Origin of the sequence: uncultured Brachyspira sp., assembly GCF_949287625.1 — a bacterium.
Classification (GTDB): domain Bacteria; phylum Spirochaetota; class Brachyspiria; order Brachyspirales; family Brachyspiraceae; genus Brachyspira.
Window position 1 is genome coordinate 1 of the sequence record NZ_CASEGO010000039.1, and the last position, 22,005, is coordinate 22,005.

The following is a 22,005-nucleotide window of genomic DNA, read 5'->3' on the forward strand; positions in this document are numbered from 1 at the left end:
ATAGGTATTCCTTTGGGGTTATTTATAGCAATTTAAATTATAAGGAATACCTTCTTTTTTTAAAATAAAAGTGTGCAATATCTATGGCTCTTAAACAAATAATTTATATAATATAAAATATTTAGAAATATATCTAACAATATCTATATTTCAAAACCAATTTTGTTTATAATTGTGTGTATTAAACAACATTTTATTTACAGCAGTAGTAATTTAAATATGTATACGGTACTTGCAGTAGAAAGAACTGCATCTTGATAGATTGAATATGTATTTTATACAGTATATAGAACATAATCTTTATAAGTTAAAACTAAATAATTTTATATATAATTTGTAAACTACTTTTGCAAAATATATAATACAAGTTCTATAATTAAATATTTATTTTCAAATTTATAAAAAAATAATAATATTTTCTTGACTGTATTTTTTTTCATTGTATCATAATGCCTATATTGTTAGGCAGAATGTATTATGAACATTGTAAATATAGAAGAAATTTTAAATAATTGTCAAACGGCTATAAAATATGAGTTTAGAAATAAATCATATCTTTTAGAGGCTATTACTCATAGAACTTATGCCAATGAATCAAAAAATAAAATGAAATATAATCAAAGGCTTGAGTTTTTAGGAGACTCTGTACTTTCTCTTATAATATCAGATTATTTATTTAAAAAGTACAATACAAGCAAAGAAGGTTTACTTTCCAAAGTAAAATCATCTTTGGTTTCTCAGAAAAGTTTAGCTGATATTTCAAAAGGGTTAAAACTTGGGGATTTTCTTCTTTTAGGACATGGAGAAGAGGTTTCTGGGGGACGCTATAGGGATAATATGCTTGAAGATTTATTTGAGGCTATAGTTGGAGCTATATACTTAGATTCTGGTATTAATAATGCTGCCAAATTTGTTATGACAGCATATAAAAATAAACTTACTAATCTTGATATAGAAAACTTTGATAAAGACTATAAAACTATATTTCAGGAACTTATACAAAAAAAACATAAAACAAGCCCTATATATAAATCTTATGAATATTACGATGAAAATAATCATGAGATGTTTAAAGCAGAAGTTTATGTTAATGATAAAAACTTTTCATCTGGAATAGGAAAAAGCAAAAAAGAGGCAGAAACCGAAGCTGCTAAAAAAGCATTAGAAAATATAGAAAGAGTAAGCAAAACCATAAAGAAAAACAGACAAAACAAACAGTAGTAATTTTTTTAATAAAAAATATATAAAGGAAAACATATGAATAAAATTATGATAGCTCCTTCAATATTAACTTCTTCATTTTTAAATTTGGAAAATACTATAAAAGAACTTGAAGAAGCTCAAAGTGATTATCTTCATTTAGATATTATGGACGGAGTATTTGTTCCTCAAATTACATTTGGCGCTAAAATAGTTTCTGATATAAAAAAAGCGAGCAGTATTCCGCTTGACGTTCATCTTATGATAGTAAATCCAGAAAAACATATTGATGATTTTGCCAAAGCTGGTGCTGATATTATAAGTGTGCATTATGAAGGAAATATTCATATACATAAAATTATTTATCAAATAAAATCGCATAATATAAAAGCAGGTATTGTACTTAATCCGCATACTAGAGTTGATGTTATAGAGCCTATTATAGATGATATTGATTATGTTCTTATTATGAGCGTAAATCCGGGATTTGGAGGACAAAAGTTTATAGAATCATCTGTAAAGAAAATAAAAGAAGCTAAAAAATTGATTGGTAATAGAGATATAATTCTTGCAGTTGACGGCGGAGTTAATCTTAATACATGTAATATGGTAATTGATGCAGGAGCAAATTTTCTTGTGGCAGGAAGTGCAATAATTGACAGCAATAATAAAAAAGATACTATTAATAAACTTAAGGGAAACAAATAATTTAAATAATTATTATTCAAAAATTCTTTTTATACAAATATTTGTATTTAATATATTATTATAATATTAAATTTTATGATAATTTATTATTTATATTTTATAAAAATATTATTTTTTTCACATTATAACTTGACATCATATTTTTATATAGTATAATAACAAATACTACATGTAAATATAAAGAGGTATAAATATGACTGAATTAACTGACAAACAAAGAGATATTTTTAATTTTTTGCAAAGATTTACCAATGAAAACGGATATCCTCCAACTGTAAAGGAGATTATGGTTCATTTTAACTTCGCTTCTCCAACAGCAGTAACAACCCATCTTACAGCTTTGGAAAAAAAGGGATACGTAAAAAAAACTGGTAAAAGAGCAAGAGGAAGTGTGCCTATAGATACATCAGAAAAAGGCAATCATAATATGGTAAGAATACCGCTTTTATCAAATGAAGTTAAAGCAGGTCTTTTAATGGATGTAGCTGATGAAACTGTAGAAGAAACATACTCTCTTCCAAAATCAATAGCTCAAGATGAAGGTAATTTCCTTATGAAAGTTATGGGTGATTCTATGATAAATGCCCACATAAAAGAAGGAGATATGGTATTAGTACACCCAACTAATCAGGCTGATAACGGAGATATAGTAGTAGCAAAAATTGATGATAATGGAAATGAAGAGATAACAATTAAAAGATTTTTCAGAGAAAAAGACCATATAAAACTTATGCCGGAAAATAAAAATTATCAGCCTATAATAAAAGAAAGTGTTTCTTTAGTAGGAAAAGTTGTAGGACTTATAAGGTTAAAAGTATGATTATATATCTTGTAAAAAAAAGAGGGGTTTATAAATCCCTCTTTTTATTGCATAATAATTATATAAAAAAATTAATTATCTATAATTTGTAAACTGCAAAGGTATAGGATAATCTTTACCTTTAAGCATTGTTATAACAGACTGCAAATCATCTTTTTTAGCTCCAGACACCCTTACCTGCTCATCTTGTATGCTTGCCTGAACTTTTAATTTCATATCTTTAATATCTTTTACTATCTGTTTCGCCAAATCTTTATCTATACCATGTACTATTTCATTAATCTCTCTAACTGCATCGCCTGCTGCTTTTTCTTTTTTCTTTTCTCTAAGGCATTTTTGATTTAAGCCTCTTTTAATAAATTTCTGAAATAGAATATCTTTTACCTGATTAAGTACAAAATCTGCAGGGGCAACTATAGTAATAGTTTTTTCTCCCTTATTAAGTTCTATTTGTATATTTTGTCCCTTAAAATCGAATCTATTATCTATTTCTTTAGCAGCAACATTAACACAGTCATCAATAACCTGCATATCAACCTCAGAAACTATATCAAAACTTGGATCTTTTGCCATAATTAACTCCTTTGTAAATTTGTAAATTTAATTTTTCTATTATTTATTACTCAACAATTTTTTGTAAAGTTTAGTATATTCCAAAGCACATTTATGAAGGGAATAATCTTTGCTCATAGCATTAGCCGCTAATTTATCCCATATATCTTTTTTATTATAATATAAATCAAAAGCTAAATCCATAGTATGAACAAAACTTTTAATACAATATTCATTAAATACAAATCCAGTTGACTTATTAATAGTTTTTGCTCCATTATAATTTATAACAGTGTCTTTAAGCCCGCCTACAGCATGCACTATAGGAATACTTCCATATTTCATACTATATATTTGATTAAGTCCGCAAGGCTCAAATCTGCTAGGCATCAAATACATATCGCTTCCTGCTGTAAGTCTATGAGCTAATGATTCATCAAAAGTAAATAGTACTTTTATGTTTTTAGCTCTATTAGCTCTGTCAATAAAATCTTCTTCAAAATCTTTAAAATAATTATTCTTACTGAAAAGAAAAATAAAATTAGCATTATAAGCTGAAATCTCAAAAAAAGACTGATATATCAAATCAAGTCCTTTCTGCGGGTCAAACCTAGAAATCATAGTCACAAGAGGACAAGATTTATTAACAAAACCAAACTCTTTATATAAAGAATTTCTTATAATTTTTTTCTTTGAAACAGTGTTTATATCATAATTATTTTTTATGTATTTGTCTGTTTTAGGGTCCCAATCTTCATCATGACCGCCATTAAGTATGCCGTATAATTTTGAAGACACATCTGAAAGTAAATTATTAAGTCCGCACCCGAACTCTTCTCCCTGTATCTCCTTAGCATATGATGGGCTTACAGTTGTAACGATATCAGATAGTATAATACCAGACTTTATAAAACTAACATTGCCGTAAAACTCCAATCTGCTATGGACAAAAAACTTCCAAGAAACATTTAATAGACCATAAATATCAACAGGAAAATTGCCCTGATATGCCAAATTGTGTATAGTAAATATAACTTTTAATTTTTTTAATGCTTCCTCTTCATTAAATACTTCTTTTATGTATAAAGCTATTAAAGCAGTCTGCCAATCATGAATATGTACTATATCTAGTTTAAAATTTTCTTTTTCGTATAAATATATTATAAGTTTAACTGCTGCCTTTGAAAATAATATAAATCTGCTTGCATTGTCATTATAATCAATACCATTTTCTGAATAAATACCATTTCTTTTAAATGAATTATCTTCTTTTATAAAATAAACATTTATATTATCATTATTAGGATGCTTAATTCTGGCAATATCAACTTTAACTATATTTTTACCATGTTCTATTTCTAATGTAGTTAATATATCTTTTTTGTTTATAAGTTTATAATTTTGTTTATACAATGGCACAACCAAAGAAGCATTAATATTTGAAGTCTTTCCAGCATTTTTTATAGAAGAAAGCTCTAAAGGCAGACTTCCTGCAATATCACCCAGCCCTCCTGTTTTAGAAAATGGATAGGCTTCACTGGATACCATAAATATATTCATAATTTACTTCCATCAAGAAAAAGTTTTTACTATAATATAGTTATATATCTTTTACGCCTAAAAATCAAGCTATTTATTTGTATAATAGACTTGTTTCAAAACTCAATTTCTTAATATTTATAGTTTTTTAATTTAATATTTTTTTAATTATAGTTGGGGCTTTGCTGCGAGCACACAGCCGTGCCAAACCCCACTTCTTTTGGTGACCCAAAGAAGCAAAAAGACTGCATGTTTATATACTAAAACTATAATTTATATAACATATAAAACATTATTTTTATAATTGATAAATTATAAAATTTTATACATAATCTTGTCAAGTACTTTTGAAACAAGTCTAATATAGTACAGAAAATAAAATATATTTTTTACTATAAAATTTAAAAAATTGTTTTATTTTCTATATAAAAAATATAATAAATAAAAAATGGGACTAAATTATGAAACTTTTTAAAGAACTTATTAAAGGATATAAAGTATCAAAAGAAAAGCAATTAACTAAAGAATGTTTAAATACTGAAATAAAAGGCATAGCATATAACTCAAAATTAATAAAGAAAAACCATATTTTTGTAGCAATAAAAGGATTAAAAGATGACGGACATAAATATATAGAAAGTGCCATTAATAATAAAGCAAGTATAATAATACATGATAATTCAGCTAATAAAAACTTTATAAAAGAATTAGAAAATAAATATAGTAATATACACTTTATTGCAGTAAAAAACCCAAGAGAATGTCTAGCTTATATTTCAGCAAAGTTTTTTGATGAGCCTACTAAAAAGATTAACACTATAGCAATTACTGGAACTAACGGCAAAACAACTACAACATATTTATTAAAATCGGTACTTGAAGCCAATAAAAATAAAACTGCTTTAATAGGCACTATAAAAAATATGATAGGAAAATCAGAAATAAAAACTAATCTCACAACTCCAGAATCTATTGATTTAGAGAATATATTTGACAAGGCATTAAAAAAAGAAGTGTCTCATATAGTTATGGAAGCCTCATCTCAGGCACTTGCTATGGATAGATGCGATTATTTAAATTATGATACAGCAATTTTTACTAATATCACAGAAGATCATCTTGATTATCATGGAGATATGCAAAATTATCTTAAAGCAAAATTAAAATTATTCTCACTTCTAAAAGAAAGCAGTAAAAAGAAAAAATTGGCAATAGTTAATATAGACACTGATAATTTTAAGCAAATATCAAATTATATAAAAAAACTTGATATAAAAATGGTTACATACGGACTTAATGAAAAAGCTGATTATTACGGAAAAATAATTTCTCTTAATTCAAAAAATACAGAATATGAGTTTTATGCTAAAGGAAAGTTTATATCAAAAGTAAAATTATCAATGCTTGGAAGATTTAATATTTTAAACTCATTATCAGTACTAGCTTATGCTTCTGAATATAAACTGGACATAGATAAATCAATTAAAGCTATGAAAAAAGTTCAGGTATCAGGAAGATTTGAGATAGTAACAAAAGAAAAACACCCATTTATTACAGCAGTTGATTATTCTCATACCCCAGACAGTTTAGAAAATATATTAAAAGAGGCTAGAAAATTAAATCCAAACAGAGTAATAGTGGTATTCGGATGCGGAGGAGACAGAGACAGAAAAAAACGTCCTATAATGGCAGGCATTGCAGAAAAATATGCTGATATTTCTATACTTACTACGGACAATCAAAGAACAGAAGACATTAATCAAATAATGAACGATATTGAAAAAGGATTTAAAAATAAAGATTATAAAAAAATTATAGATAGAAAAGAGGCAATATTTGAAGCTATAAAAGAAGCCAAAGAAAATGATATAGTTATAATAGCAGGCAAAGGTCATGAAACCTATCAAATATTCCCAGATAAAACAATACATTTTGATGACAGAGAAACAGCGAGAGATGCGTTAAAAGAATTTTATAAAGATATATAAAAATAAATAAACTGTATAATTTTAGAGTATAAATATAAAATTATACAGTTTACTCAAAAAATTTTAATTTTGACCATAGTATGAATTTTTTCCATGTTTTCTGAAATAATGCTTATCAAGCAAATATTGTTCTACTCTTGTTATTTCAGGGTTAATCTGTATAGTTCTATAAGCCATTTTAGCTACTTCTTCAAGTACAACAGCATTATGTACTGCATTATGAACATCTTTACCCCAAGCAAAAGGTCCATGAGATGATAATATTATACCTGGTATATCCATAGGATTAATTTTTCTTTCTTTTAAAGTCTCTATTATAACCAATCCAGTATTTTTTTCATAATCTGATTCTATCTCTTCTTTAGTTAAAGCTCTGGCACAAGGTATATCTCCATAGAAATAATCTGCATGAGTTGTTCCAAATGCTTTTATATCTTTTCTTGCCTGTGCCCAGCTAGTAGCATAACTTGAATGAGTATGAACTACAGCACCTATTTCTGGAAAAGCCTTATACAATTCTATATGAGTAGCAGTATCAGATGACGGTTTATACTTGCCTTCTTTTTTATTTCCTTCCAAATCCAATACAACCATATCATCAAATTTCATTGTATCATAGTCAACACCGCTTGGTTTTATAGCGAAAAGACCGCTTTCTCTGTCAATACCGCTTACATTACCCCAAGTGTAAATAACTAGATTTCTTCTTACAAGTTCAATATTACCGTCAAATACTATTTTTTTTAATTCGTCAAGCATATGTATGTCCCTTTAATAATTATAAGATATATTTTCTATTATGAAATAAATAATATATTATCATAATAGAAAATAAATATCATATAATAATATTATCTCATATTCCAATAAGCTTCATTCCATCTCATTTCTTTTCTAAATTCATTAATTTTAGTATTTTCATCTATTACCAAAAGTTCTATTTGAGCGATTTCGGCATAGTCTGTTAAATAATCAACATTAATTGCATTAGAATAAACAGTATGGTGACCGCCTCCAGCCAATATCCAAGCCTCAGCAGCAGTAGTTAAATTAGGTGCTGGTTTCCAAAGTACTCTTGCTACAGGCAATTTAGGGAATTTATTTTCTTCTATTTTGACAGCATTAACTACATTAACTGACATTCTGAATCTATTTTTCATTTCTACTATTGAAGTACATAAAGCAGGACCAGCCTGACCATTAAATACTAAACGTGCAGGTGCTTCTTTATCCCCTATTCCAAGTTCATGAACTTCTATATTAGGCTTAGACTCTGCTATAGAAGGACAAACTTCAAGCATATGAGCTCCTAAATTCATCATATTATTTTCTTCAAAATGATAAGTATAGTCTTCCATAAAAGAAGTACCGCCTTTCAAACCATTACCCATAACTTTTATAGTTCTAACTAAAGCAGATAATTTCCAATCACCTTCAGCACCAAATCCGTATCCGTCAGCCATTAATCTTTGAGTAGCAAGACCAGGTAATTGTTTCATTCCATACAAATCTTGGAATGTATTTGTAAATGCTTTTGCATTTTTATCTTTTAAAAATGCTCTTATAGCTATTTCTGTTTTTGCCTGTTCTTTTATATGAGATATTGTATATTCTTTATTATCTCCATAAACTATATTATAAGTATCTTCATACTCTTTCATAAGTTTATCTATTTCAGCATCGGTAACCTGACTCATATATTTTACTAAATCACCAACAGCATAATACTGAACAGACCAGCCGAATTTTATCATAGCTTCAACTTTATCACCGTCAGTAACAGCAACATCTCTCATATTATCACCGAATCTTACAATAGTCATGTCCATACCGTCAATATAAGCAACAGCAGCTCTCATCCATACAGCTATTCTATCCTGTACATTTTTACTAGACCAGTGACCTGCTATAACTTTACGAGGTATATTCATTCTTGATGCAGCAAAACCAAATTCTCTGTCTCCATGTGCTGATTGGTTTAAATTCATAAAATCCATATCTATTTTGTCATAAGGTATTTCTACATTGAATTGAGTATTTAATTCAAGCATAGGTTTTTTTAATACACTAAGCCCTTTTATCCAAGTTTTTGCTGGTGAAAATGTATGCATCCAGCATATTACCCCTGCACAATTAACGCTTGAATTTGCTTCATTTAATTGTGCTAATATTTTATCAGAATCTGTTAATATTTCTTTACATACCACTTTATATGGAAGTCCGCTGTTATTTAATGCTTCAGCTATTTTTTTTGAATTAGCTCTAACCTCTTTTAAAGTTTCTTCTCCATATAAATACTGACTGCCTGTCAAAAACCAAAATTCATATTTAGATAAATCCATCATAATACTTATCCTCCGCAAATTAGTTATTATTAATTAATTTCTCACTAAAATTAGCAAGCTCTTTATATTTTTTGTATAATGTTTCATATACCTTTACATTCTCTTCTATAGGCTTATGAACTCTGTCTATTCCAGCAGACAAAGCATTCTGAGCCTCAAAAACACTGTCATATAAACCATAAGCCTTAGCAGCAAATACGGCCGCCCCAATAGCAGGAGCCTGATCGCCTTTGGTTACATATATTTCTCTATTTGTAACATCAGCCAATATCTGCATTCCTAGTACGCTTTTTCTAGCAACACCGCCTATAGCCATAACTTTTTTAATTTCTATGCCGCCATCTTCAAAACATTCTATTATAGCCCTCGCTCCATACGCTGTTGACTCTAAAAGCATTTTCATAAAAATAGGAGCATCTACACCTAATGACATTCCAAATATAGACGCTTTTAAATTCTGATTAGCAAAAGGAGTTCTTCTTCCATTAATCCAATCCACAGCTACAGGAGAGGCTTCAGTGGTTTTTATATTACTAGCCTCTTCTTCCAATAAAGGCAGTATTTTTTTCTCAAACATTTCTGTCTCTTCTTCAGATGTTTTTAATATATTTTTATAAGGCCACATTAATAAACTTCTAAACCAAGAATAATAATCACCGTAAGCAGACTGACCTGCTTCATAACCTATATATCCTTCAACAACAGAACTATCTACCTGACCGCATATTCCTTTTACTAGCTTTTCTTCGCCGTTTGGTAAATTTCCAATAGTAACATCGCAGGTAGAAGTACCTATACTTTTTACCAAAACACCAACATCAACTAAACCGCCTACAGCACCTATATGTGCATCATAAGCTCCTACACATACTAATATACCTTCATTAAGTCCAAATTTATCAGCCCATTCTTTTGTTAAATATCCCTCAATAGTTTCAGTTGAATATGTTTCTGTTCCTAATGAGTCTCTAATATCGCCTAGTTTAGAATCAAATTTATCAAAGAAACTTCTAGGCGGATATCCTCCCCAGCTTTTATGCCACATGCATTTATGACCTGCAGCACATCTGCTTCTTTTTATAGTGCTTGGATTCGTATTTCCGCATAATACAGCTGTTATCCAGTCGCAATGCTCCATAACTGTATACACTGCTTCTTTTACAGCTTTATTATTTCTAATCACATGCAGAGTTTTTGCCCAAAACCATTCAGTAGAATAAACTCCTCCAAGATATTGAGTATAATCAACATCATTGCTATGAGAAACTTTATTAATCTCATCTGCCTCTTTTACTGAAGTATGATCTTTCCAAAGTATAAACATAGCATCAGGATCATCTTTGAACTTTTCACTCATAGCTAAAGGCATTCCATCTTTATCGCATAAACATGGAGTAGAGCCTGTTGTATCTATGCATATACCTCTAATCTTTTCAGATACATTATTAAAATTTTTATCAGCCTCTTTAACAGCATTATTAACAGCCTCTGTCAAACTTTCAATATAGTCTAAAGGATGCTGTCTGAATTGATTTATTTGTTTATTGCAGTAAAGTCCTTTCTTCCATCTTTGATAATAGCTTACATAACTGCCAACAACGTTTCCGTCTCTTGCATCTAAAATAACAACTCTAACAGAATCAGAACCAAAATCTGCACCTAATACATAATGCTCGCCAACATTAAAGTTTTTCATTTTATCATTAGTCTCCGTTTTTTAATTTTTTTCATAAAGGATTTTTTATAAAAATCCTTTATGAAATATTAAGAACATTAATTAATTTGTCATTCTACATTTGTTTTCTTAACAAAAAAAGTTTGGAATAGTATAAAGAATAAAAGCAGTATACCTATAGCTATTCTAGTCCACCATGAACTTAGAGTACCCTGAAACATTATCAAAGTTTGTATAACTCCTAATATTAATACCCCAAAAAGAGTACCTACAACATTTCCAACTCCTCCAGATAAAAGAGTTCCTCCTATTACACAAGAAGCTATAGTATCTAATTCACCGCCCTGAGCATGTAAAGAATATCCAGATAACATATATAAAGCAAATACAACGCCTGATAGAGAAGCCAAAAATCCATTAATAGTATATACAATTACTTTTGTTTTTTTAACTCCTAATCCCATTAACATAGCTGATTGCTCATTTCCTCCCATTGCATACAATATTCTGCCGAATTTTGTATACTCAAGTATAATATATGATATTACTATAACAATTATAGCTATAATAACATTTATAGTAATAGAACCATTAATAAAAGGAATTTTAAATAAAGCTATTTTCTGAAATAAATCATTATTAATAGTTATGGATTCTGTACTTATGATGTAGCATAAACCTCTAGCCAAAAACATTCCAGCAAGTGTTACTATAAAAGGAGCCACATTAAATATACTTATAACTATTCCATGCACAAGCCCAAATATAGTTCCTACAGATAATGAGATAACTACAACAAAAATGGGATTTATTCCGACTTTTTCACTTAGATGTGCCATAACCATAGTAGTCAATGCTATAAGAGAACCTACTGAAAGATCTATACCTCCTGTTATTATAACCATAGTCATTCCAGCAGCTGTAATCATCATAAATGCATTATCTATGAACAAATTATAAAATACCTGAGTAGAAAAGAACCCTCTAAACAGTATACTTCCTACCAAAAACATCAATATAAATAATGTTATTGTTATAGATACGGATATATTTCTTTTGATAAATGATACAAATTTATTATTACTCATATAATTTACCGCCTTTTTTTACAAATGGTTTTGCTACAAAGTTTCTAAACTCTTCTGATTGTATTAAGCTTATAATAAATACAACTATAGCTTTTATAACTAAAGTTATTTCAGGAGGAACTCCTGTAGAATATATAGTTGTAGTTAAAGTCTGTATAATAATAGCACCTATTACAGTACCCATAATATAGAATTTACCGCCATTAAGAGAAGTACCGCCTATTACAACAGCTAATATTGCATCCATTTCAAATAGCAATCCTGCATTGTTAGCATCAGCACTTTTTACATTAGAACAAACTATTAAACCAGATATTGCAGAACAAAATCCGCAAAAAGCATAGGATATGAATAATATTATACCAGCTTTAATACCAGAAAGTCTGCTGGCTTCTCTATTTATACCAACAGATTCCAAGAATAAGCCTAATGCTGTTTTTCTTGTAAAAATAATAGTTAATACAATTATTACTGCTGATATTATTATAGTAAAAGGAATTTTAAATATATATCCATTACCAATAAAGAAAAATGGTGCATAATAAACTGTTATAATTTCACCATTTGTTATTAATTGTGCTATTCCTCTTCCTACAACCATCAATATAAGTGTAGCTATGATAGGCGGAATTTTGATTTTAGATACCAAAAAACCATTCCAGCCGCCGCATACAACTCCTACTAATATGGCTACAATAATAGCAAAAGGCATAGGATAATTTGAGATATAATTCTGAGTACCATCTGCTAGAAGAACTAATTTTCCCCCTATCAAACTTGCAGCAACTGAACCTGTTATTGATACAATAGCACCTACTGATAAATCTATTCCGCCTGTTGCTATAACCAATGTCATTCCTATAGCAACCAACATTACTGGAGCAGATCTATGGAGTATATCTATTAAATTACCATATAATCTATCTCCCATTATTTCTATTTTAAAGAAATTTGGAGTGAATATTAGATTATAAAGTAATATAATACATAAAGCTAAAATAGGCCAAAAATATTTATATTTTCTTATTTTATTAAATTTTTCCATATTATTTTTCCTGAGCAATACTATTTAATATATTCTTTTCATTTATATCATTTCCAAAAAGTTCTTTGATTTTTCTATTATCTTTAAATATCACAACCTTATCAGATGAACGTATAACCTCTTCTATTTCCGAAGATATAAAGATAAAAGACATTCCGTTATTACTCAAATCAAGCATCATTTTTTGTATTTCAGATTTTGCTCCTATATCTATACCTCTAGTTGGTTCATCTAATATTAATAATTCAGGATCCGTACAAAGCCATCTTGCCAGAAGAACTTTTTGCTGATTTCCTCCGCTTAAAAATTTAATTGGTTTATTAGCATCAACTGTTACAACATTTAATGCTTTAATATATTTATTCGCTATTTCTTCCTGTTTTTTTCTATCAATATAATTAAATATCCCTCTCTTAGCCTGCAATGCTAATATAATATTTTCTCTAATACTTAAATCTCCAATAATACCCTCTAATTTTCTATCTTCCGAACAAAAACCTATTTTATTATTTATAGCATCAATAGGCTGAGAAAAATCTTTTTTCTCATTTCTAATAAAAATACTGCCCGTATCTTTTTTGACTGCACCAAAAATAAGTTTTGCTGTTTCACTTCTTCCAGAACCCAATAAACCAGAAAATCCTACTATTTCTCCTTTATTAATATTAAATGATACAGGATGCATATATGTCTTTTTACCTATATTATCTATTTTAATAAAGTCATCAAAATGTTCTGTGTATTCTTTTTTATTTACAGAAGATGATATATCATCGTATTCTTTTCCAAGCATCTCTTTTATTAAATCTATTTTACTTAATTCAGAGGCGTTGTGTGTTCCAACTAAAGCACCATTTCTTAATACAGTTATTGTATCAGATATTTTATACACCTGATCTAAAAAATGTGTTACAAATATTATACCTAATCCATCATTTTTTAACTTTCTAATAATATCAAAAAGCTGATTAACTTCATTCTCTTCAAGTGATGATGTAGGTTCATCTAATATTAGTATTTTAGCATTTAATTGAAGTGCTCTAGTAATAGCTATCATCTGCTGTATACCCAAAGAATAGTATGATAAAGGCTTAGTAACATCTATATTTAATGATAGTTTATCTACTGCTTCTTGTGCATTATTAATTAATTGCTTTTTATCAATAAATAAACCAAATTTTTTAGGTTCTCTGCCTATAAAAATATTCTCTGCTACAGTCAAATTATTACATAAATTTACTTCTTGATAAACTGAACTAATACCTATTTTTTGAGCATCTAAAGGTGATGACGGATATACTCTTTGACCATCTAAAATTATTTCTCCGCTGTCTAATTTATGAACACCTGTAAGAACTTTAATTAAGGTAGATTTGCCAGCTCCATTTTCTCCCATAAGAGCACATACTTCACCAGATTTCAATGAAAAATTTATTCCTTTTAGAGCTTGTACTCCTATAAAAGATTTCTTTATGTTTTTCATTTCTAAAATAGTTTTCATAATATCCTTTCCTTTTGTATAGTATCCTAATTTAATATAATTAGGATACTATAACATTAGAAATAATTATTAATATTGTCTATTAGGGAATTCCTGAGCGGCAACTTCAGCTGGGAATATACCTTCTTCTACATATAAAGATTTAGGAACTTCCTCTCCTGCCACAACTTTTTTAACAGTTTCCATTAAAAGATCACCAAATAGAGGATTACATTCTATAGTACAATTAAGTTTTCCAGCCATCATAGCTTCAAAAGCACCTCTAACTCCGTCAATAGATACTATAACAATATCTTCACCAGGTTTTTTACCAGCTTCTTCTATAGCTTGTATAGCACCTATAGCCATATCATCATTATGAGCAAATAATATATCTATTTTAGGCTCTGCTTTCAAAAATGCTTCCATTACTTCTTTACCTTTTGCTCTAGTAAAATCACCTGTTTGTGAACGTATAACTTTATAATTAGGATAATTAGTTATAACTTCTAAAAAACCTTTTTGTCTGTCATTAGCAGGAGAACTTCCTACTGTTCCTTGAAGTTCAACTATATTCAATTCTTCTGTGCCTCTGCCTAATCCATTCATGTATTCAACTAGCCAATTAGCTGCTCTTCTTCCTTCTTCTATAAAATCAGAACCAATAAAAGCAACATATAAATCATCACTGCTCACTGTTGCTCTTCTATCTGTAACTATTACTGGAATATTAGCTTGTTTAGCTTCTTGTAAAACAGCTTCGAATCCTGATTCTACTACAGGAGAAAATGCTATTGCATCTACTTTTCTAGCTATAAAACTTCTTATAGCTTTTATTTGATTTTCTTGTTTTTGCTGTGCATCTGAGAAAACTAATTCTATGTTTGCATTAGATGCAGCTTCTCTTATAGATTTAGTATTTGCTGTTCTATATTCGCTCTCAGCACCAACTTGAGCAAATCCAAGAACTATCTGTTTTTCCCCTCCTGAAGATGTATTTCCTCCAGAACAAGAAATTATAAAGAACATTAAAGAACAAATGATAATAGATAATTTTTTTATCATAGTTAAGCCCCCAAAATATTTATTTTATTTATACATTTAGACTAGGAAAAAATGGTGGCATTATATACTATAATTATTACCTTTATACTACAAATTTGATTTTTTAAGAATTATTTATTTTTTATACCATATTCATCTCTGAATTTCTTTGGAGTTGTACCAGTCCATTTCTTAAATATTTTTATATAATGACTTTGAGAATAAAAAGAAAAATATTGTGCTATCTCCCCAAAAGAATATTCATAATATATAAGCATATTTTTTGAAAATGTAATCTTTTCTCTTTGTATATAGTCTTTTATTGTGATACCTTCCTGTTTGCTAAATACCCTTGAAAGATATTCTGAATTGGTATAAAGTTTTTTTGCTATATCTTTAACAACAATTTTTTTATTAATATTTTTTATAATGATCTCTTTGCATTGATTTATTAAATAATTTTTATTGTCTATATGTTCATTATTCTTTTCATTGTATACCAGCTGAGTAAAATAAAACTGAGCCTCTCTTTCTATAGATTGTATATGTTCTATTTTATTAGTATCTTCTAATTTTCTTACGAAATTATCGCAAATTGAAAAAGAAACTTCCGAAGAAATACCTCCATCTATGGCAGCCCTGCTTGATAAACATATATGGCATATAGCTACATTTTTATATGAACGAATTTTATCCTTAGCCATAACCCCATACTGACCTATGAACTTTTCATCTAAACTCTGCTTCAAACTATTTAAATCCCCATTTCTAATACTTTCTAATATTCTAAGCTCTCTGTCATAAGGATTATGAAATACATTATTAGAATATGTATTTATGTATGTATCAGTAATTTCCTTATTTATTTTATGAAGTAATTCTTCGTTAATAAAATTATTAATAAGCATTTCATCATAAGATACTTCTGTATTATTATATAAATTATGAATAAATAAAATCTCTTCACAAAATATATCTAAAGGTATCTCTAACATATTTTCAGAATCATTTGATATACTATTTATACAATTAGGACCTACTATGATCTTTTTATCTGATAAAATAATAGAAGAATAAACTATATTATCTCTATCTATACTTAATATGGGATAATCTATATTGGCATTTACAAGGAGAAAATTCTGAAGTCTTGTATCTATAGAATCTTTACAATCCTCATAAATTCCTATAGTTTTCTCTAAAATATTGTTTGAATTATATATTCTTACAGGAGACTGAATCATTTTTAAAATATGGCTGCATATATATTCTATATTCATAGTATATATTTTAGTATATAAATTTATAAATAATATTCAATATGATATAAGAATAAAAACTATTTTTTAATACAGCAATCTTTACAAATAAATATATTTTAATACATATTATATAAATATAAAAAATAGGCGGTTACATTCCAAACAACCCAAGTATAGAAACTAAAAGATAATCAGTAATAAGTATTATCATAAAGCTGTAAACAACACTTGTAGTAGTAGCTTTACCTACACCTTCAGCTCCTCCTGAAGTTCTAAAACCGTAAAAACAAGATATAAGCATAACTTCAGCACCAAATATTGTAGACTTAATTAAACTTCCTATAAAATCTCCAAGCGATATAACAGATATAGCACTATCAAAATAATGAATAGGATCACTCCTAAGTACAAATACCGTAACTATAGCTCCTCCCAAAACACCTATAATATCCGCAGAAACTGTGAGCATAGGAAGCGATATAACAGCAGCCCAAAAACGAGGTACAGCAACATACTCTATAGGATTAGTATATAAAGTTTTCAAAGCATCTAACTGCTCGCTTACCTGCATAGTACCTATTTCAGCAGTAACAGAACTGCCTACCCTTCCTGCAAATATCAAAGCAAGAAGCATAGGTGATAACTCCTTAACCATAGCCTTACCAACCATAGAGCCTACAAACTGAGAAATACCCTTTAATACACTGTCAAGTACTACAGCTATCTGCAAAGACATAACCATACCAGTACACAGCACTGTAACAGCAGCAACAACAAATGAATCAACCCCCATTCTTACTATCTGCTCTCTTAAAAGTTTAAAAGAGAAAGAAGATCTGAAAGTATATCTGAATACCTCTATAAGAAGAGCAGCAAATTCACCCAAAGCTGCAAGAAAATAGTTTATTTTATTTTTAACACCTTTTCGTAATTCTATTTTTACATCAAATAATTCCATAATAAAATTACCCCTATAATATATTAAGCGTCATTACTGTTATTATATATATTCTCAAATCTAGTCTGGTCAGCTATAAAATGAAGCGGTATTCCATCATGTATAGCACCATTTCTATGTTTTGCAAGTATTACTTCAACCTGATTAGTTTTGTCATCTATAACTTCATCATCTTTTTCTTCTTTATTTGGCTTTTGTCTATGAAGAAACATAACAATATCTGCATCCTGCTCTATAGAACCAGACTCTCTAAGGTCTGAAAGTCTAGGCTTATCCTGTCTCTGTTCAACAGCCCTAGATAACTGAGCCAAAGATATAACAGGCACATTAAGCTCCTTAGCCAATGCTTTAAGCCCCCTCGAAATATCCGCTATTTCCTGCTCTCTTGTACCGTTTCTTCTAGTCTGAACGCCTGAATGAATAAGCTGAAGATAATCTACAACTATTAATTTTAAATCAATTTCTTTTCCGGAAGTTTTACTCATCTCGGCAAATCTATACTTCATCTGCCTAGCTATACCTCGTATTTCCATTATAGTTAATTGACTGGAATCGTCTATCAAAAGATTAGCCTGAGATAAGCTATTAAAAGTCTGTCCTAATTTAGTCCATTCCTGCTTTTCCAAGTCTCCAGATCTTATTCTTGATAAACTAATTCTAGCTTTACTTGCTATCAATCTTTCTACAAGCTGCATTCGGCTCATCTCAAGAGAGAAAAAACCTATACCAAATCCTGTAGTTTCTATATTAGTAATAACATGCTCCACTATATTAAGTGCAAAACTTGTTTTACCTACAGAAGGTCTTGCCGCTAATATAATCAAATCCGAAGGCTGAAAACCATGAGTAATTTTATCAAGCGATATAAAACCAGAGGGAACACCTGTTACAGTACCTTTATGCTTTTTTCGGCTCTCTATAGTAGTTAAAGCCTCATAAAGCAAATCCCGTATATGAATAAAATCATTACTTAATCTTCTTTGAGTAACCTCAAAGATTTTTTTCTCAGCAAAATCAGCTATTTCTTTAGTTTCTGCATCCTTTGCTTCATAAGCTGATTTTTGTATATCCTGAGTTGCTGTTATTAAATCTCTAAGCAATGATTTTTCAGCGATAATTTCAGCATAATATTTGGCATTTTGATGAAAAGGCGTACCGTCTATTATACGCATTAAATAAGCTTCATCATTTTGAATAATCTTCTCAAACAGTCCGTTTTCTTTAAGATATCTTAAAGTGGTTTCGGCATTAACCGCTATACCCCTATTATTCATCTCTATGATACTTTCATAAAGCAGTCTGTTTCTTTCACTGTAGAAATCGGTAGATTTTATTTTGGATAAAGCTGCGGATATAGCCTGAGAGTTTTGAAGCATCGCCCCCAATAGAGACTCTTCAGCCTCTATTGAGCAGGGTGTATTATTCATAAATATTATGCCTATTAATTGATACTAAGCCTTAATGTCAAGCTTGTACAGTTTCAGAAGTATTATTATTTTCTTCTTTTATTTCCTCTGTTACTTCTACAACTTCTTTATCATCTATATTGATAACTTTAATTTTGATAACAGCATTAACACTATGATATAATTTTATTTCAACATCAAACTCGCCAAGTTCTTTAATATGTTTTTCCATATGAACATCGCGTTTATTTATATCAATTTCTTTTTCTTTTAAAGCATCAACTATAGTCTGCTGACTAACAGAACCGTATAATTTACCGTTTTCAGCAACTTTCATAGGTATAACTACACTTATATCAACAATTTTACCTTTTAATATTTCAGCTTCCATTTTTCTTTTAGCTCTTTTTTTCTCTAAACTTTTCTGCATTTGAGCTAAAGTTCTTAAATTAGCTGTATTTTTTATTACAGCTATATTTCTTGGAATAAGGTAATTTCTTGCATAGCCGTCTTTAACTTTACATATATCACCTTCATAACCTAATGATATAAAATCTTTTTTTAAGATAACTTCCATTTGCCTTCTCCTTGATATCGCTATTAAATAATATAATAAATTTCTAGTTTACAATTTACATATTATATCATATTACGCATATTATAGCAAGTGCTTTATATACAAATACTTCTATATAGTATATTGATTTTTTTTATCCTTATGTTATAATAATTAGACTATTCTAACATAAGGAGTGAATGTGATATGAAATATTCTATAGTTTATACTAGCAAAAGCGGTAATACAGAAAAATTAGCATTAGCTATAAAAGAATCTGCTGACGGAGAATGTCTTCAATGCGTAAAAGCTGATGCGGCAGATGCTAATAAAATTAACGAATCTGACTTAGTATTTGTAGGTGCTGGAAGTTATAAAGGTACTTGTGATGAGGCTGCTGGTAAGTTTATGCAGACTTTGAAAAATAAAAAAGTATTTTTATTTATGACTGTAGGCTACGGAAATAATCAGGAATATTATGATAAAATGCTTAATCCTGCAAAAACTTTCTTGGATTCTTCTAATACATTAGTTGGTACTTATGCTTGTCAGGGTCAATGGATAGACGGACAAAAGAAAAATTTAGAAAATATGCTTGAAAAAGCTGCAACTGATGATGAGAAAAAAGTTGTTCAGTCTAAATTAGCTAATTATGACAATGCTATGGGACACCCTAATGCTGATGATTTAAATAAATTGAAAGAAGCTATTAAAACTCTATAAATATTTACCCATAAAAAGTAACCCTCTATAATAGGATATATTATTCTATTATAGAGGGCTTTTCATATTTTTATGCAAATTAAATTCTATTCAAATCTATAGGAAGCTCCAAAACTCTAACAGTATTTTCTAAGGCTTTTCTCATAATATCTTCGCTTTTCTCACCGCTTGCCTCCGCTAATACTTCAACCGTATATGGTATAAATGATGGCTCATTTGCCCTACCCCTTACTTTCTGAGGAGTTAAATACGGTGCATCTGTTTCTATTGTAAACATATCCTTTGGAACATACTTAAAAGCATCTCTTATAAAATCATTCTTCATATATGTAGATGACCCTGAAAAAGAAAGTATATACCCCAAATCCAAAGCATTTTTAGCATCTTCAACATTTCCGCTGAAACAATGAAATATGCCTCTTTTTGGTATATCGGCTTCTCTAAGAATTTTAAAAGTATCTTTAAATGCATTTCTGCTATGTATCAATATAGGAAGGTCTGTATTTTTAGCAGCCTCGCACAAAGCCAAGAAAAACTCACGCTGCTCATTTTTATTTGAATCATCATGATAATAGTCAAGCCCTATTTCACCCACAGCATATATTGACTTATTTTTATTTTTTAATGTCTTTTTATTTAAATTTTTTATTTTTAATTCAAAAGCCTTTAATGTATCCTCATCATTTTCATTTGCATAGTCTGGATAATACCCCATACTAAAAAATACACCCTCAGCATCAGAAAGTATAAACATACGTTCATCTATATCATTAGGGTGAACTCCTATATCAACAAAATAAAATATACCCGCCTTATTAGCTCTATCTAAAACCTCTTCCAATTCTTTACTCTTCTTTGATATATATGTAAGATGGCAATGACTGTCTATCATTATGTTAACTCCAATTATTATTTATTCTTCCAAATTATCGCCTGAAAGTATATGAAAATGCACATGAAATACGCTTTGTCCTGCACCTTTTCCGCAATTATTTATAACTCTGAAAGATTCTAATTTCTGTTCTTTAGCAACTTCCTTTATAGTTTCTAAAACTTTATTCATCAAAAACTCATCTATCTCCAATATATTTCTAACATGAGGTTTTGGAACAACAAGCAAATGTACTTTAGCTTTTGGATTCAAATCTGCAAATACAACACAGTATTCATTTTCTTTTATAAAATTTGAAGGAATCTCTCCTTTAATTATTTTACAGAATATACAGTCTTTATCAAAATATTTATTATCATTATAATTACTCATAAAAAACTCCAATAGAAATATTATAAAATCGTTTAATAATATAAACTAAAATAAAAAATTAATCTATATATTATACTTGTTTCAAAACTAAATTTCTTAATATTTATAGTTTTCAAATTTAATATTTTTTTAATTATAGTTGGGGCTTTGCCCCAAACCCCACTTCTTTTGGTGACCCAAAGAAGCAAAAAGACTGCATATTTATATACTAAAAAGGATAAATCATACAACATATAAAACATATAATTTATATAATAGTTAATATTATATAAATTAGCATAAAATAATAAACTCATAAAATTATTTGTCAAGTACTTTTGAAACAAGTCTTATATATTATTATACTCTATTT

20 protein-coding genes are annotated in these 22,005 nt (G+C 28.8%); 5 read left to right on the top strand and 15 right to left on the bottom strand.

The features are described 5' to 3' along the window. The first annotated feature begins 477 nt into the window (after positions 1-477). The 3 genes from rnc to lexA all read left to right on the top strand — a co-directional run bounded on the left by rnc (position 478) and on the right by lexA (position 2,728). Positions 478-1,221, top strand: a complete 744-nt coding sequence (gene rnc / locus Q1X91_RS07625; protein WP_300755338.1) for a ribonuclease III — start codon at positions 478-480, stop codon at positions 1,219-1,221. Between the two features lie 36 nt (positions 1,222-1,257). After that, a complete protein-coding gene (gene rpe / locus Q1X91_RS07630; RefSeq protein ID WP_300755341.1) occupies positions 1,258-1,908 on the top strand; it encodes a ribulose-phosphate 3-epimerase in 651 nt (216 codons plus the stop codon). A gap of 193 nt (positions 1,909-2,101) precedes the next feature. Then, positions 2,102-2,728 (top strand): transcriptional repressor LexA, encoded by a 627-nt coding sequence (gene lexA, locus Q1X91_RS07635; RefSeq protein WP_300755391.1) that lies wholly within the window; start codon positions 2,102-2,104, stop codon positions 2,726-2,728. A 75-nt stretch (positions 2,729-2,803) separates the two neighbouring features. On the opposite strand, the gene Q1X91_RS07640 is transcribed toward lexA, so the two are convergent. Both Q1X91_RS07640 and Q1X91_RS07645 read right to left on the bottom strand, forming a co-directional pair. After that, a complete protein-coding gene (locus tag Q1X91_RS07640) occupies positions 2,804-3,301 on the bottom strand; it encodes a YajQ family cyclic di-GMP-binding protein (RefSeq protein WP_013115207.1) in 498 nt (165 codons plus the stop codon). A gap of 39 nt (positions 3,302-3,340) precedes the next feature. Beyond that, on the bottom strand, positions 3,341-4,840 hold the full coding sequence (locus tag Q1X91_RS07645) for a glycogen synthase (protein WP_300755397.1): 1,500 nt from the start codon (positions 4,838-4,840) through the stop codon (positions 3,341-3,343). 440 nt (positions 4,841-5,280) lie between these two features. Here Q1X91_RS07645 and Q1X91_RS07650 point away from each other — a divergent pair, with 440 nt between their 5' ends. Then, positions 5,281-6,807, top strand: coding sequence for a UDP-N-acetylmuramoyl-L-alanyl-D-glutamate--2,6-diaminopimelate ligase (locus Q1X91_RS07650; protein WP_300755400.1), 1,527 nt, complete (start codon positions 5,281-5,283; stop codon positions 6,805-6,807). A gap of 63 nt (positions 6,808-6,870) precedes the next feature. Here Q1X91_RS07650 and Q1X91_RS07655 read toward each other — a convergent pair whose 3' ends face one another. The 11 genes from Q1X91_RS07655 to rplI form a co-directional block, all read right to left on the bottom strand. Further along, a complete protein-coding gene (locus Q1X91_RS07655; protein ID WP_300755403.1) occupies positions 6,871-7,566 on the bottom strand; it encodes an L-ribulose-5-phosphate 4-epimerase in 696 nt (231 codons plus the stop codon). A 92-nt stretch (positions 7,567-7,658) separates the two neighbouring features. Continuing rightward, positions 7,659-9,152: an L-arabinose isomerase gene (gene araA, locus Q1X91_RS07660; RefSeq protein ID WP_300755406.1), complete on the bottom strand. Its 1,494-nt coding sequence runs from the start codon at positions 9,150-9,152 to the stop codon at positions 7,659-7,661. A gap of 19 nt (positions 9,153-9,171) precedes the next feature. Beyond that, complete coding sequence (locus Q1X91_RS07665) at positions 9,172-10,848, bottom strand: ribulokinase (RefSeq protein WP_300755409.1); 1,677 nt, start codon at positions 10,846-10,848, stop codon at positions 9,172-9,174. Positions 10,849-10,937: 89 nt separating this feature from the next. Next, the gene (gene yjfF / locus Q1X91_RS07670) at positions 10,938-11,915 is read right to left on the bottom strand and encodes a galactofuranose ABC transporter, permease protein YjfF (RefSeq protein ID WP_300755412.1); all 978 of its coding nucleotides are present in this window, start codon (positions 11,913-11,915) and stop codon (positions 10,938-10,940) included. Next, a complete protein-coding gene (locus Q1X91_RS07675) occupies positions 11,908-12,960 on the bottom strand; it encodes an ABC transporter permease (RefSeq protein WP_300755415.1) in 1,053 nt (350 codons plus the stop codon). Before Q1X91_RS07675 ends, yjfF begins: the two co-directional genes overlap by 8 nt. Before the next feature lies 1 nt (position 12,961). Next, positions 12,962-14,461 carry a sugar ABC transporter ATP-binding protein gene (locus Q1X91_RS07680; protein WP_300755419.1) on the bottom strand — a complete coding sequence of 500 codons (1,500 nt, stop codon included), beginning with the start codon at positions 14,459-14,461 and terminating at the stop codon, positions 12,962-12,964. Between the two features lie 69 nt (positions 14,462-14,530). After that, entirely contained in the window at positions 14,531-15,505 is a 975-nt protein-coding gene (locus Q1X91_RS07685; protein ID WP_300755421.1) for an ABC transporter substrate-binding protein, read from the bottom strand. Between the two features lie 110 nt (positions 15,506-15,615). Beyond that, entirely contained in the window at positions 15,616-16,764 is a 1,149-nt protein-coding gene (locus Q1X91_RS07690; protein WP_300755423.1) for an AraC family transcriptional regulator, read from the bottom strand. Between the two features lie 133 nt (positions 16,765-16,897). After that, positions 16,898-17,704 carry an ABC transporter permease gene (locus Q1X91_RS07695; protein ID WP_300755425.1) on the bottom strand — a complete coding sequence of 269 codons (807 nt, stop codon included), beginning with the start codon at positions 17,702-17,704 and terminating at the stop codon, positions 16,898-16,900. Between the two features lie 23 nt (positions 17,705-17,727). Further along, positions 17,728-19,131 (bottom strand): replicative DNA helicase, encoded by a 1,404-nt coding sequence (gene dnaB / locus Q1X91_RS07700; RefSeq protein WP_300755427.1) that lies wholly within the window; start codon positions 19,129-19,131, stop codon positions 17,728-17,730. Positions 19,132-19,168: 37 nt separating this feature from the next. Next, positions 19,169-19,687 (bottom strand): 50S ribosomal protein L9, encoded by a 519-nt coding sequence (gene rplI, locus Q1X91_RS07705; RefSeq protein ID WP_300755429.1) that lies wholly within the window; start codon positions 19,685-19,687, stop codon positions 19,169-19,171. Positions 19,688-19,873: 186 nt separating this feature from the next. On the opposite strand from rplI, the gene Q1X91_RS07710 reads away from it, so the two are divergent. Continuing rightward, positions 19,874-20,389, top strand: coding sequence for a flavodoxin family protein (locus tag Q1X91_RS07710; protein ID WP_300755431.1), 516 nt, complete (start codon positions 19,874-19,876; stop codon positions 20,387-20,389). A gap of 79 nt (positions 20,390-20,468) precedes the next feature. On the opposite strand, the gene Q1X91_RS07715 is transcribed toward Q1X91_RS07710, so the two are convergent. Beyond that, positions 20,469-21,281 carry a TatD family hydrolase gene (locus tag Q1X91_RS07715; RefSeq protein WP_300755433.1) on the bottom strand — a complete coding sequence of 271 codons (813 nt, stop codon included), beginning with the start codon at positions 21,279-21,281 and terminating at the stop codon, positions 20,469-20,471. A 21-nt stretch (positions 21,282-21,302) separates the two neighbouring features. Next, positions 21,303-21,653 (bottom strand): histidine triad nucleotide-binding protein, encoded by a 351-nt coding sequence (locus Q1X91_RS07720; RefSeq protein WP_300755435.1) that lies wholly within the window; start codon positions 21,651-21,653, stop codon positions 21,303-21,305. Positions 21,654-22,005 lie beyond the last annotated feature (352 nt).

Excerpts from the sequence above, each read along its gene's own strand:
- rnc (WP_300755338.1), top strand. The coding sequence starts at position 478 with ATGAACATTGTAAATATAGAAGAAATTTTAAATAATTGTCAAACGGCT.
- rpe (WP_300755341.1), top strand. The coding sequence starts at position 1,258 with ATGAATAAAATTATGATAGCTCCTTCAATATTAACTTCTTCATTTTTA.
- lexA (WP_300755391.1), top strand. The coding sequence starts at position 2,102 with ATGACTGAATTAACTGACAAACAAAGAGATATTTTTAATTTTTTGCAA.
- Q1X91_RS07640 (WP_013115207.1), bottom strand. The coding sequence starts at position 3,301 with ATGGCAAAAGATCCAAGTTTTGATATAGTTTCTGAGGTTGATATGCAG.
- Q1X91_RS07645 (WP_300755397.1), bottom strand. The coding sequence starts at position 4,840 with ATGAATATATTTATGGTATCCAGTGAAGCCTATCCATTTTCTAAAACA.
- Q1X91_RS07650 (WP_300755400.1), top strand. The coding sequence starts at position 5,281 with ATGAAACTTTTTAAAGAACTTATTAAAGGATATAAAGTATCAAAAGAA.
- Q1X91_RS07655 (WP_300755403.1), bottom strand. The coding sequence starts at position 7,566 with ATGCTTGACGAATTAAAAAAAATAGTATTTGACGGTAATATTGAACTT.
- araA (WP_300755406.1), bottom strand. The coding sequence starts at position 9,152 with ATGATGGATTTATCTAAATATGAATTTTGGTTTTTGACAGGCAGTCAG.
- Q1X91_RS07665 (WP_300755409.1), bottom strand. The coding sequence starts at position 10,848 with ATGAAAAACTTTAATGTTGGCGAGCATTATGTATTAGGTGCAGATTTT.
- yjfF (WP_300755412.1), bottom strand. The coding sequence starts at position 11,915 with ATGAGTAATAATAAATTTGTATCATTTATCAAAAGAAATATATCCGTA.
- Q1X91_RS07675 (WP_300755415.1), bottom strand. The coding sequence starts at position 12,960 with ATGGAAAAATTTAATAAAATAAGAAAATATAAATATTTTTGGCCTATT.
- Q1X91_RS07680 (WP_300755419.1), bottom strand. The coding sequence starts at position 14,461 with ATGAAAACTATTTTAGAAATGAAAAACATAAAGAAATCTTTTATAGGA.
- Q1X91_RS07685 (WP_300755421.1), bottom strand. The coding sequence starts at position 15,505 with ATGATAAAAAAATTATCTATTATCATTTGTTCTTTAATGTTCTTTATA.
- Q1X91_RS07690 (WP_300755423.1), bottom strand. The coding sequence starts at position 16,764 with ATGAATATAGAATATATATGCAGCCATATTTTAAAAATGATTCAGTCT.
- Q1X91_RS07695 (WP_300755425.1), bottom strand. The coding sequence starts at position 17,704 with ATGGAATTATTTGATGTAAAAATAGAATTACGAAAAGGTGTTAAAAAT.
- dnaB (WP_300755427.1), bottom strand. The coding sequence starts at position 19,131 with ATGAATAATACACCCTGCTCAATAGAGGCTGAAGAGTCTCTATTGGGG.
- rplI (WP_300755429.1), bottom strand. The coding sequence starts at position 19,687 with ATGGAAGTTATCTTAAAAAAAGATTTTATATCATTAGGTTATGAAGGT.
- Q1X91_RS07710 (WP_300755431.1), top strand. The coding sequence starts at position 19,874 with ATGAAATATTCTATAGTTTATACTAGCAAAAGCGGTAATACAGAAAAA.
- Q1X91_RS07715 (WP_300755433.1), bottom strand. The coding sequence starts at position 21,281 with ATGATAGACAGTCATTGCCATCTTACATATATATCAAAGAAGAGTAAA.
- Q1X91_RS07720 (WP_300755435.1), bottom strand. The coding sequence starts at position 21,653 with ATGAGTAATTATAATGATAATAAATATTTTGATAAAGACTGTATATTC.